We start from the raw sequence: 12,914 nt of genomic DNA, 5'->3' as shown, positions 1-12,914 counted from the left end.
GCGATTTTTCCCGTGAGCGACTGCTATATTGAGCTAATCTGCATAATTTTTGCTATCAAAATTTACTAATTTTACATTAACTGCATAGCGTACTAGACCGACAACATCATAAATGTTAAGTCTTTTCATTAATTGTAATCGATGTGATTCGACTGTTTTAGTACTGATGTTTAATAGCTCTGCAATCTCTTTTGTGGAAAGTCCTTCTGCAATAAATTTAAGGATTTCAAGCTGGCGTGATGTTAATGAAGAAGTAGGCTTTCTATTGGTAGATATTAACTCCTCATCTGTGGATATTTCTGACTTCATTTGATGGAATTTTGTAACTTCTAGCTTTAATTCATCATTAACAAAAGCAAGCTTTGTAGTATAGTCTTTAACCTTCATTTTTAATTCTTCATACGCTTTGCATAATATTACTTCTGCTTGTTTATGTTTAATAATATTGAGTGCTGTTTGAATAGCAACATATAGGTCTTCCTGACTAACAGGTTTTAAAATGTAACCAAAAGTGAATGTTAATGTTGCCCTTTCTACAGTACTTTGATCGGAGTATGCTGTAACATAAACAAAAGGTATTTGGAGACAAGTCCAAATTTCTCTCGCCGCTTGAATGCCATCCATTTCGCCCGCCAGTTTAATATCCATTAAAACTAAATCTGGGCGAAACTCGGTTGCTTTCTCAATTGCTGTTTCTCCCGAATCTACAATATCTACAACAGTGTATCCAAGACACTCTAAATTTTCTTTTAAGTTCATTGCAAGGATAAATTCATCTTCTACAATAAGAATCCGATTAATGTTTGTTATAAAATTTTCCATAAAACTATTGGCTTGTTACATATCGAATATTATTTTACGAACTTTCATGCACTACTTTCCTTGTAAACTGTCCAAATTTTTACAAGTAGTACTGGTATAACCCAAATTAGTGTTATGTTCTTTCTAAGGATTGCCGCATCATCCTTACTTCTTACTGCGAATCATCTGTGGTGCTGACAGATTCTACATTGATAGTACTTTAATTCTTTTAGAACACCAGTTACAAGCTAGAGATAAATATCCAGAAATTCAAGTTATTAAAGAATATAGTCAATTGCCTTTAGTAGAATACTATCCGGCTCAACCTAATCAGGTTTTTATGAATATGCTTGTTAATGCCATTGATGCATTACAAGATAGTAATAAAACAAGGTTTATAGGTAATAGTCAAATAGAAAAATCTAATTACCTATTACCAACAATTCGCATTCGCACTGAGGTAATTGATCGAAAGTGGGTAGCAATAAGCATTGCCGATAATGCCTCTGGGATGAATGAAAAAGTGCGTGCAAGATTATTTGACCCTTTTTTTACTACTAAACCCGTGGGTAAAGGTACGGCTTTAGGTTTATCCATCAGTTATCAGATTATAGTCGAAAAACATGGGGGACAAATTGGCTGTATTTCTGCTCTAGGGCAAGGAACAGAATTTGTGATTAAGATTCCTGTGAAAGCTAAAAATGGGTAGGAGCAGCAAGCCTGTCATTTGCTACTACTCCCATACGAATTACATTAGCAAGTCATTGAGCGTCATTACAAATTTATTCTCTCAAGGTAGCCATCGGGGATGAAATCCGGCTAAGGGGAGTTGTTCTGGTCTAATTTCAACAGTTGCAGCATCAGCAATGGGCAACAGAGGCATTAACCACAGGCTACTGGTACCAATAACATCTCCATCATCAGTTTTCAAAGTGTTTGTCGGTAATGATGCTGGGGGATTTGTCTGCGGTACTACTTGGTCAAATAACAAGCCCAAACCGTCGGCCGATAAACTCATTTGCACATTCCGTTGAGCAGGAGGCAGTACTAACAATGGTTTCTGTTGCCCAGTTTTCAAATCAATTGCCACCACATAAGGCTGCTCTATGTATTGTTCCTTGGATACTAGCTGTGTTAGCAAGCAGTAGAGGGTAGGTGAGGCGATGTCAAATTGGCAACTGAGAATTGAACCTGTTGTTTTTAATAGCTGTTTCTGTATACCTTGGTTTGTCACCAAAAATAAATCCCGCGTGTAATCTGTATTAAACTTTACCATTGCTGCTTGAGAGCCATCTTTGGAAAAAGCTTGTACCAAACCAAACTGCGGCAGAAAATCCAAAGGTTTACTGGCATCACCTTGCAGTGGTAAAATCGCTGCTCCCTGTCCTTGAGCAACCGCTACGGCTTTACTATCTGGTGTCACCATAAAGTCTCCTCCCGGCTGGCTTTTTAGACGTTTGGGGGTGGGCTTTTCTGCTGAACCATCACTGGTTGCTGGCATAAACCATAGTCCAAAGTCGCCAGGATTAGTTTTATTTCCCCGCTGGATGACAATAGTTTGCCCATCAGGTGATAAGTCAAATTTCAGGTTTTGATAATCTTTACTATCTAAAGTCAGGTCAACTTTGCCTTCTGGTTCTGCCTTTTGTCCAGATTTAGCAGAAACGCCTGTTGTCACTGTATACAGTTGGGCTGAAAGTAGGTCTTGATTGTTTGCGGCGCGAGCAGAAAATAAAATTTTCTCTCCATCAGGAAATGACTCAAAGTCGATTACTATCAGGTCTTTAGGAGTAAGTACCCTTTTTTGCTCTTGGGTTAAGTTGTAAAGAACTAATCGTCCCTGTTCTTCTTTGTCGGTTCCGATATAAAGGATAACGCGATCGCGTGTACGGAAACTACCTGTAAAGGGCTGTATCAGCCTATTTTTGCCCTCTTGTTCCGCAAATTTATCTTTAGCTCCTTGTAACTGCACTTTATAATTTGTGCCATAAGGTGCTGGTGTCACTAGTGTATAAACCATCCGCCGCCCAGCCCAACTGAACTTACCTGCTAGGGGCGGCTCGATTTTCAAGTTATCCTCGACGCTTTTTGTTTCCATTGGGCGGCTGAAGGTGAGGGTGAAGGAATTATCTTCTGCCCCAATTTGTTGATTTTGCCAAGTAAATTCCCGAACACGAGCAGTTACCACATCACCTTGCAAGATGATTAACCCAATCAGCACACTCAGCAGTAGCATTAGTGCGATCGCAATACGATCCAGTGGTTGGAATGCTTTAGATTTAGTCATTGGTTATGGGGCATTGGGCATTGGGCATGGGGCATTGGTCGTTAGTTATCTACAAATGACTAATGACAAAGGACAAATGACAAACGACTAATAACTATAAGGATTCTGGGGTTGAGGAATCTTTTTGAGAGAGGTAGCGGCAATGGTAAGTTGGCGTTTACCTGCCAAATTTTCTGTCACCATTTGTCCTTCTACTTCTAGCCATGTATCAGCAGAGTAAAGCTCTTGATTATTTTGTAGCTTGACGGGCAATCCCACAGGGTAAGCATCTGCTGCACAACAACTTAAGACAAATCGTGCTAAAAACAAATATTCTTTTCCTATATCGGGCGGGTGAATGACAAATCCCTGCACCTTGACTTTTTGTCCTGTATATGTGTCTGGTTCAGGATAGACATTGACGGTGCGTACCCAGTCTACAAGCGATCGCTCCTCTGGACGAACAGTAGCGCGAAAAGCTTGGGGCTTGACACGTGTGCTTCCCAATAAATCAGTCGTCACCCCCCTTTGGAGTGCTTTGTCACTAGCAAAAACTTGTGGTGTAACGATAAAACCTAGAATTGCTGTAGTCAACAATAAACCACTGCCCCAACCAGGGGGAAATAAACTAATATGCTGGGTGTTTGGCGTCACATCACGGCGAGGCCGTTGCCAAAGTTCCTGCATCTTGAACAAACCAATAATGATGAAGCTGATACCAGTCACAATCACTAACCAAAAGTAATTTGGGTGAATCAACAGATTCAACTTATTAGTTAGCCAATATTTCAACATCAAAATGCCCCAAGCCGTAATTGCTAGAGCATCCAGCCAAGGGAGTAACAGATTTGGGATTTTAGATTTGGGATTTTCGTTAGTCATTAGTCATTAGTCATGAGTCATTAGTCATTAGTCATTGGTCATTGGTCATTAAAGAAAGGACAAAGGACAGATGACTAATGACAAATATTTTCTTAAAAGACGTGCAAGTTCAGGAAAAGAGTGAAGACAAATGTCAATTGTGCTGCTAAAGCAAATAAGTAAAAAATAGTCTTGGGTTTAAAAATAGATAACATCAAACCAACACTTTTGATGTCAATCATTGGCCCAAACACCAGAAATGCTAGCAATGAACCGCTGCTAAAGGTTGAGGCAAAAGATAGGGCGAAGAAAGAATCAACTGTAGAACAAATTGATACTATTACAGCTAATATCAGCATGACCACAATTGAGGTAATGGGTCCAGCACCCAAACTGAGAATTAATTCACGGGGAGCTAGGACTTGAATAGCAGCAGCGATCGCACTTCCTAAAATCATCACTCCGCCCAATTCCCGCAATTCTTGGATGCTATTATCCACAACTAGGCGCAGTTTAGCTGCTAGCGGTTTATCAGCAGTAGAGACTGAGGTAGGCAATACTAAATTAGGATCTATCCGTAGAGGTATACCTGCTTTTCCTCCTAAGATATAAGTCCCGGATTGCAACAGATGCGGTACTGTTTCTTCCTGTTGTCCTTGGTAAGGCTTACCACGGCGTTTGGTTTCAGGCTGCGCGGCTGGATTAAACTTCATATAACGAGCGATCGCAGGTTGGACTATGGGATTTAAGTCCTTTTGAAAACTGAAAACAAATCCGATAATTGTGGCAATTGTTAGGGAAAATACGACTCGTAAGACTACTATTTCTGGCTGATCTCGAAATGCTGTCCAAGTGGCCCAAATTACAACTGGGTTAATTGTTGGTGCTGCTAGCAAAAAACCAATTGCGACTGGTGTGGGTACTCCTTGAATCAGGAATCGCCGCGCTACCGGTACATTCCCGCACTCACACACCGGAAACAAAAAGCCGATCATGCTGCCAACTAAAGCACCCAACAGCGGATTTTTGGGCATTTTTTCTACTAGTTTGCGCTCATCAACAAAAAACAGCAGCAAACTGGAGAATAAAACCCCAAGAAGCAAAAAAGGCATCGCCTCGACTAGCAGACTTAAAAATAGCGTAAAACCATTGTTCAGTTGATTCATGAGCGTCGCAGTCAAAAGCGGTTTTTAGTTTTAGGGTTCTGCCTAGTCATTCTATCGAAATGGGGATCAAAATCAGTTCGGGAAAATTAAACATCATTTAAGTAGCAAGTTATCCTACCTTCAAAATAACGGTTAAGCGCTACAAACCTTGGCTTCACACGAGTTCGCGACTTTTCACTGAGTGCATTTACTGACAATGACCATTTCTAAGATTGTCTAAGTTCAAAAATTGTTCCGATTTAGAGGGCAAGTAACTGCACAGATGATTTAAAATTACCTATGTTTATACTTACAGTAATTTGTTGGATAAGATATTAGTCCGGCTGTATTTTCATCAAGTATTCACAGTTCTTCAATATTTGGGCTAGGTGTAGCCCGTCGTAGACATCGCTGTTGGTTGCTACCATCATTGATTTTGAGTAGTTATAGTAAAATTTGATCTGAGCTTTGGTTGATTTTTTACTACAAAAACTCTAAAAAGGCAAGACCAAAGTTTAGCAGATACGGGAAATGATTGGGGAAAGCTTTCGGCTTAGGGACTTGCAAAAAATAAATTATCCCAAATTATTTATAGATTTGTAGGGGCGAAAGGCCTTCATACGTGTCAACTTAAGCTCAAATGCTTGCCCCACATACGATTTACCCCACCCCAACCCCTCCCCTTGGCAAGGGGAGGGGCGGTTTTGGCTTTAGACAAAACCGGGGTGGGGTGACGCGGATAGTGATGGTAAGCGAGCGGACTTAATATCAGGTAGATTATAGAGCCTTCACGTTAAGTTGACACCAATGAAGGACTTGCACCCCTACGACGGGATATTTTTTTTTAACTGGAAGTCCCTTAGCGGTAGCCTAATACCAATTTGAAAAATGATTGCGACAGATGGAAAACTGAAACACCTATCCAATAGATGTTTCACAATCTAAAATCTAAAATCCAAAATGGTATGAGTTATGGCAAGTCACTCAGCCTTGAAAGGAGTGTCAAAATGATATCCCCGACTTGTTTTAAGAAGTCGGGGATATAGTCTACTCTTTCACGATTATTTTGTTTGATCGCTGTTAATTACGTTTTGTTGGAATACCCCAAATCTTGATTTTTTGATCGAATCCACCACTGGCAAGAATTTTACCATTTGGACTAAAAGCGATCGCACTTACCCAGTCTGTATGTCCACTCAGTGTATTTATTAACTCGCCTGTAGTTAAATCCCACAATTTAATTCCATCTCTACCGGCACTAGCAAGGGTTTGACCATCGGGATTAAGGGCGATCGCATTTACCCAGTTATTATGTCCTGTAAGGGTGCGGACTAATTCTCCAGTATTAATATTCCACAATTTTATGGTGCGATCGTGGCTAGCACTGACTAATGTTTGTCCATCTGGTGTAAAGATGACAGCGCTAACAACATCAGAATGAGCTACCAGTTCACTGATTAATTTACCAGTACTCAAATTCCACAGCTTGATTACACCCTTATTATCACCACTAGCTAAGGTCTGTCCATCAGGACTAATAGCTAGAGTATAAATCAAATTATCAAAGCGTACTATAGTTCCTAGAGGACGCTGCTGTAGCAAATCCCAGAGACGAATCCCATCCAAAGCTCCACTGACGAGAACTTTACTATCAGGAGACACCGCTAAAGATAATACGTTACTGGTATGTCCGACAAAAGAGCGGCTAAATTTTAAATTTTTCAGGCTCCAGAGGTTAATCGTATTGTCATCACTACAGCTAGCGAGGGTTTGTCCATCTGGCGAAATCACTAAAGATTCTACGGCTGCTTTGTGTGCTTTGTTAATAGTCGCTAATTTTTTGCCGTTTGCTAAATTCCACAAGCGAATGACACCCTCGTTTTCTGCACCTCCACTCACAAGCATTCTGCTATCTGGACTGAAAGCGAGGGATTTAATGGTTCCGTTATGTCCGATGAGTGTGTAAAGTAGTTGAGCATTAGCAAAGCTGCTGGTAGATGGGAAGTTTGGCGTTACTTCTTCAATGGCAGCATGAGCTTGATGAATATAAAACCCTTGCCAGGTAATCACTGGAAGGGCAACAGCTGCCATAAATGCCAGGACAATATACGGCCGCAGAAAATTACCGCCACCTCTTCCCTCACTACTCACTCTTTTTCCTCACTTTTATAGATACAGTTAAACCCAATGAATTTTGCAGAGTTATTTCAGTAATAACTCTGCACATCCTAAAGAGGTGGTTTTTTCTTAGAAACGCTTAACATTGGTAAAGGCGCACTAGAAGAACGAGAGGGCAAATAATGTTGCACTACAGGCTCCTCTGGTAAAGGACGACGCTGCTGAAAACGCCACAACTTAAAGCCTAGCGCTATCCCTGCCGTTCCCAAACCAAAAGCAAACAACGACCAGCTATCATTCAATCCGCCAATCAGGGCATCCATAACACCCATCGTTATAAATACACTGATTAGTGGCTCTTTTCGATAGGTTAACTTCAAAAAACGAGGTAATACAGCATTCATCACAGCTTGGTTGGTTCCAGTTCACCTTTTGTGTATATTTACCAAGAATACCTCACCCGTAATTTGCCTTTCTCATTCCAGGCAGACACTAATTTATGATTTTTGTAGTAGGGGGAGGAAATTTACTCATTAATCGCCTTGCACATATTAGTTGCAAGTCTATGATATTTCAATCACTAATAGCTATTTCGATTCCTCTCTTGTTTACATTCTAGGGTAGTTATTTATGAATAAGTCTAATTAATCTATCTAGGGCGAAGTACTCCGCTATTAATTATTGAAGTCAAAACCAACTGGTTGTTCCAGCTGGTTGAAACTCTTTTAATTACTAGCTTACAACTTTAAGATTGTGCTTGTTCGCACTACTTCAGACCCAGCCATGATAGCACCCCTTGATTGGTGACATATTCAATCACCAGCATCAAACCAAAGCCAATCATTGCAGCTCGGCCATTCAAGCGTTCGGCGTATTCGTTAAAGCCAAATTTAGGCTCTTCTAGTTTAGGTGTAATTGTTGGTTGTGTTTGTGTCATCTTTTAAGAAACCTTATTTTTGGCAAACCGGACTTGAGATGAGACTTCTGATAGAAGTCGTGGAAAGTGGGGATAAGCGGTAAAAGTTAAAGGAATAAACTCGTTCTTTTACCGTACACTTAGTAGCTTATGAGCTGATTGCAATGCTTGAATGCCAAGATGAATTGATAAATTCAGCAAGAGCTTCCTAGTAGGAAGCTATACAATCGCTCTTTTAATAAATTGTTACTATTCTTTATATATTGTATAAATACTGGGGTAATAGTCAAGGGTAAGAGTTTGGGCTACTCAGATTGAATTAAGAAAGTTAGAACAGAGAGTAGGTATCTCTAATCCAGCTATCTCTAATACGGAACTAGCAAGACGGAAGTAGGAAGCTTGAGATTGGAAGGCTACAGTTAAACAAAAAAATTATCAGAGGCGATATATGGAAATCGGCGTTCCCAAGGAAAATAAGGATCAAGAATTTCGGGTAGGCTTAAGTCCTTCTAGCGTGCGGGTGCTGCGAGAAAATGGTCATAGCATCTTCGTCGAGACGCAAGCAGGTAATGGTGCTGGATTCTCAGATGACGACTACAAAAGTGCTGGAGCCGAGATTGTCCCCACATCAGAAAAGGCTTGGAATCGAGAATTGGTTGTTAAAGTCAAAGAGCCGCTGAAATCCGAGTATAAATTTTTGCAAAAATGGCAGATATTATTTACTTATTTACACTTAGCAGCCGATCGCAAATTGACAGAGCATTTAATTGATTGTGGCACTTGTGCGATCGCTTACGAAACCGTAGAACAACCTGGTGCTAACAGACTACCCTTGCTCACCCCCATGAGCGTAATTGCCGGTCGGCTAGCAGTACAATTTGGGGCGAGATTCTTAGAACGTCAGCAAGGTGGGAGAGGTGTACTTTTGGGCGGTGTCCCTGGAGTTAAACCAGGTAAAGTAGTAATTTTAGGTGGGGGCGTTGTCGGCACAGAAGCAGCTAAAATTGCCGTAGGCATGGGTGCGATCGTGCAGATTTTAGATGTGAGTGTCGAGCGCTTATCTTACTTAGAAACCCTCTTTGGCTCTAGAGTCGAATTGCTTTACAGCAACTCTGCTCATATTGAAGCCGCAGTCAAAGAAGCCGATTTGCTCATCGGTGCAGTTTTAGTACTGGGACGTAGAGCGCCAATACTAGTATCTCGCGAATTGGTCAAACAAATGCGTCCTGGTTCAGTAATAGTTGATGTAGCTGTTGACCAAGGCGGTTGCATAGAAACCTTACACCCGACATCTCACACAAATCCCGTATACATTGAAGAGGGTGTGGTGCATTATGGCGTTCCCAATATGCCAGGAGCAGTACCTTGGACAGCAACTCAGGCACTCAATAATAGTACATTACCTTATGTTGTGCAGTTAGCGAATTTTGGAATTATGGCACTGGAGGTTAACCCAGCATTAGCTAAGGGTGTAAACGTACAGAACCATCGCTTAGTGCATCCTGCTGTGCAAGAGGTGTTCCCTGATTTGGTAAATTAAGATGTGCAAGGATTAGGCGATCGCTTATTTTAATGGTGGTAGCGATCGCCAATCAGACTAATTTTCTTCCCAAATGCGCGGATGGGTAGATGTACAAAATGATAAGGAGCGAAAAATGCTTGCATCTCCATCTATACAAGACTTTGAGGGCAATGATACTTTCCAACCATCCGCGCACCTTATGGGGACTGGCTTTCAGCGATTTGCATCTTGTGCTATGACTATTTCCTGTGTTATGATTCACTCATTCGCGCAACCGAACATTGAAAACCAAATACAGCAGCGCTTTCAGACGCCAGAATTGCAATCAACTAAAATCCCTATTAGGGATTGAAACTCTTGTGAACATCGCCTACAACTAAATGTTGGGGATTGCAATCAACTAAAATCCCTATTAGGGATTGAAACGGCTGTAATGGTTTTTCTGTTGTCGGTGTTGGCGATTGCAATTAACCGAAATTCCTATTAGATGGATCGCTTTTTCAACCCAACAATTCGTCTACAGCTACACTAAAACCGAGTAATACTTTTTGAGTACTAACCACATCACCAGCTTTAAACCCCAAAACCTGATTATCAGTCATTATAAAAACTAACCGACTTTCAGGAAATACTAGCCAAACTTCCTCACAACCGGACTGCAAATACTCCTGTGCTTTGAGAAATAATTCTTCAGCTAAATCGGTGGGTGAAACTATCTCAGCAATCAACGGGAAACTCTGTGGCAAAGTGGGAACATTACCAAATTCAGTTACCAACTCAGGCGTTAGATAAGCTACATCAGGACGACGACCCTGTTTATATGTACGACAAGGCACTTCAGTGTAAACTTTCCCACCTTGTTGATTGGAATTAATATAACTTCTCCAGTAAAAACCAATATTAAATTGAATTTCACTATGTTTTAATGTCATCCCTGTTTTTTCTACTAATTGCTCGTCTACCCACTCCATCCCCTCTGGAGGATTTGCCATGAAGTCTTCTAATGAGAGGATTTCGGGGATGGTTACAACATCATTGTGTTTGGAAACTAACATTGTGAGCCTCCATTTGGCTAGTTAAACATTCAAAATTCAAAAGAGTTACATCAGGAGATTTAAACCCTAATTGAAATAGTGTTATTGAAGCGATCGCATCACTTTTTGCAACCAGCAATATCAGCCCAAGCTAGGTTAAAATCAAATTTTTAAAGCATTACCAAACTACCTTCTACTTCTTCTTCTAGTTCATAACCATTAGCTAATTTTTCAATTGCTTGGTCAATCATTGCCAAACCCTGATCTACTTTTTCAACTAAACTTAGCTGTCCTCGAAGTTCGGCAGCTCCAACGAAACCCTTAGCATACCAAGTCATGTGCTTACGGGCTTGACGTACACCGCGATCGCCTTTATATTCCCACAAGGCTTGTAAATGATCTCTTGCACATTCCAAACGCTGAATTGGGGTTGGTGATGGTAATATCTCCCCTGTTTTCAGGAAATGATCGATTTCTCCCACCAAAAACGGATAACCCAAAGTCCCACGGGAACACATAACCCCATCAGCGCCAGTTTGTTCTAAACATTTAACTGCCGCTTCAACGGAAAAAATATCTCCATTCCCAATCACTGGGATAGAAAGCACTTCTTTTACACGGGTAATCCATTCCCAACGGGCATTACCGTTGTACCCTTGGGCGCGGGTGCGTCCGTGTACTGTGATCATTTCCGCCCCGGCATCTTCCATCCGCTTGGCAAAGTCGAGAATAGTAATTTCGTTATCATTCCAGCCAATACGGGTTTTTACTGTCACAGGTACATCAACAGCTTTTACCACTTCTCGCACAATTGCTTCTGCTACTTCTGGCTGCCGCAATAACGAAGAACCACCACCATTTTTAGTGATTTTATTAACCGGACAACCCATATTAATATCAACAGTATCAGCACCTTCGGCAACTGCTTTTATTGCTGCTTCTGCTAGGAAATCTGGACGGCAATCAAATAGTTGAACGCTAATTGGGCGTTCGTTGGGGTCTACCTCCATGATTTTGGGTAACTGCTTGACATAATGTAACCCCGTAGCATTCACCATTTCGGTATACATCATTGAATCTGGTGCATAGCGACGCACAAGACGGCGAAACACCATATCTGTCACTCCAGATAGAGGCGACTGGAGAACCCGACTTTTTACCTCAAAGGAGCCAATCTTTAAGGGTTGGGAGAGTCTAGCTTGAAGAATAGGAGAGAGCGAAATCATAGAAAAAATTAAAAATTATGGGAATGGGAAATAGTAAGAATATGTAGATAAATCCGTGATAAAGGATACAGCGAATTTTAAGTTATTGAGGTACGCAAGCTAAGTCTCAAAGCCAGGTATAAAGCCTGTTTTACTTCTGACTTCTGATTTCTGAATTCAGAATTCTGCTGTAATTGTAGGTTACATATCCTGACTTGGAGACTGTTTTTGCATTTCTTGCTGAATCTCTTCTAGGCTCAAACCTAACTCTTTCGCAGTTTCTTCAAAACTCAATCCCAATCTCAACAATAAAGGTATCATTCTAAACTTTTCTTCACGCGCTCCTTCTTGCTTGCCTTCCTGCTTGCCTTCTTGCTTACCTTCTTGATAAACTCGTGTTTGTTTCAAATCACTTAAACCAAACATACCTTCAATCTCCTCTCGACTCATCGTCGGAAACTTATAAACTAATATTGTCTCTATCAATTCTAGTAACTGCCGCCGTTGTGGTTCGATGTTGATTTCTTGCTGGGTTCTGTCTATTAACTGTCTAGCAGCTATAATTGCTGTCTCCTCTTCATCGACCACTAATTTCATCGTAGCAATTCCAACTGGCAATGATGCAGTTTTACCTAATTCATTAAGATAAATGCGACTGATGCGCTGGCTAGCAAAAAATTCGCTGTAATTCTTGATATCTGCTGTATCCAAACTGCGATTGGGATAGATAACTACTGCTTGCCAAGAATTTTTCGGTTTATTTTGGCGTAAGTATAAAGAAATTTCTGAAAATAGGCGTGAATAAATTTCGGTATCGGTTTGAAACTGGACTTCAACAAAATAAATCGGATTTTCTTCTGCTTGTGTTGGGAGAAAAACACCATCTATACGGAATGCAGTTTGCTTGATTTCAATTGAGGAGAATTGATAAGTCTCTGCCGTTTGGGGTGGATTGCCAATTAAGGGACTTCCAGAAAATAAACTATTCCACCAACAGTAATGATAATCATTTTAAAGGGGGGATGAAGGGGCTGCCGACGGCAGCC

General features: G+C 40.9%; 11 protein-coding genes and 1 pseudogene. 2 read left to right on the top strand and 10 right to left on the bottom strand.

Annotated elements, in window-relative coordinates; all coding sequences use genetic code 11:
- Positions 1 to 33 precede the first annotated feature (33 nt).
- On the bottom strand, positions 34 to 822 hold the full coding sequence (locus HWQ42_RS17545; RefSeq protein WP_292814402.1) for a response regulator: 789 nt from the start codon (positions 820 to 822) through the stop codon (positions 34 to 36).
- A gap of 130 nt (positions 823 to 952) precedes the next feature.
- Here HWQ42_RS17545 and HWQ42_RS17540 point away from each other — a divergent pair, with 130 nt between their 5' ends.
- Complete coding sequence (locus tag HWQ42_RS17540) at positions 953 to 1,510, top strand: ATP-binding protein (protein WP_334812042.1); 558 nt, start codon at positions 953 to 955, stop codon at positions 1,508 to 1,510.
- A gap of 81 nt (positions 1,511 to 1,591) precedes the next feature.
- On the opposite strand, the gene HWQ42_RS17535 is transcribed toward HWQ42_RS17540, so the two are convergent.
- From HWQ42_RS17535 to HWQ42_RS17510, 6 genes are all read right to left on the bottom strand, one after another.
- A complete protein-coding gene (locus HWQ42_RS17535) occupies positions 1,592 to 3,088 on the bottom strand; it encodes an Ig-like domain-containing protein (RefSeq protein WP_292814399.1) in 1,497 nt (498 codons plus the stop codon).
- 87 nt (positions 3,089 to 3,175) lie between these two features.
- Complete coding sequence (locus HWQ42_RS17530) at positions 3,176 to 3,949, bottom strand: TIGR03943 family protein (RefSeq protein ID WP_292814396.1); 774 nt, start codon at positions 3,947 to 3,949, stop codon at positions 3,176 to 3,178.
- Between the two features lie 92 nt (positions 3,950 to 4,041).
- Positions 4,042 to 5,094: a permease gene (locus HWQ42_RS17525; protein WP_292814393.1), complete on the bottom strand. Its 1,053-nt coding sequence runs from the start codon at positions 5,092 to 5,094 to the stop codon at positions 4,042 to 4,044.
- A gap of 1,059 nt (positions 5,095 to 6,153) precedes the next feature.
- A complete protein-coding gene (locus HWQ42_RS17520) occupies positions 6,154 to 7,224 on the bottom strand; it encodes a WD40 repeat domain-containing protein (RefSeq protein WP_292814390.1) in 1,071 nt (356 codons plus the stop codon).
- A gap of 77 nt (positions 7,225 to 7,301) precedes the next feature.
- Positions 7,302 to 7,595: a hypothetical protein gene (locus HWQ42_RS17515; protein WP_292741317.1), complete on the bottom strand. Its 294-nt coding sequence runs from the start codon at positions 7,593 to 7,595 to the stop codon at positions 7,302 to 7,304.
- A 362-nt stretch (positions 7,596 to 7,957) separates the two neighbouring features.
- Positions 7,958 to 8,128: a hypothetical protein gene (locus HWQ42_RS17510; protein WP_099099534.1), complete on the bottom strand. Its 171-nt coding sequence runs from the start codon at positions 8,126 to 8,128 to the stop codon at positions 7,958 to 7,960.
- 427 nt (positions 8,129 to 8,555) lie between these two features.
- Between HWQ42_RS17510 and ald the strand changes: the two genes are divergently transcribed.
- Positions 8,556 to 9,647, top strand: a complete 1,092-nt coding sequence (gene ald / locus HWQ42_RS17505; RefSeq protein WP_292814388.1) for an alanine dehydrogenase — start codon at positions 8,556 to 8,558, stop codon at positions 9,645 to 9,647.
- 482 nt (positions 9,648 to 10,129) lie between these two features.
- Here the strand turns inward: ald and HWQ42_RS17500 are convergent, their stop codons facing one another.
- The 3 genes and pseudogenes from HWQ42_RS17500 to HWQ42_RS17490 all read right to left on the bottom strand — a co-directional run.
- A complete protein-coding gene (locus tag HWQ42_RS17500; RefSeq protein WP_292814385.1) occupies positions 10,130 to 10,684 on the bottom strand; it encodes a Uma2 family endonuclease in 555 nt (184 codons plus the stop codon).
- 149 nt (positions 10,685 to 10,833) lie between these two features.
- On the bottom strand, positions 10,834 to 11,889 hold the full coding sequence (gene dusB / locus HWQ42_RS17495; protein WP_292814382.1) for a tRNA dihydrouridine synthase DusB: 1,056 nt from the start codon (positions 11,887 to 11,889) through the stop codon (positions 10,834 to 10,836).
- 180 nt (positions 11,890 to 12,069) lie between these two features.
- Positions 12,070 to 12,831 (bottom strand): annotated as a pseudogene (locus HWQ42_RS17490) (Rpn family recombination-promoting nuclease/putative transposase); the annotation flags it as partial.
- Positions 12,832 to 12,914 lie beyond the last annotated feature (83 nt).

The sequence above is a fragment of the Nostoc sp. JL23 genome, assembly GCF_017115065.1.
GTDB classification, from domain to species: domain Bacteria; phylum Cyanobacteriota; class Cyanobacteriia; order Cyanobacteriales; family Nostocaceae; genus Nostoc; species Nostoc punctiforme_A.
The sequence above is the reverse complement of the archived record's forward strand: the minus strand, read 5'-3'. Positions and strand labels throughout refer to the sequence as shown.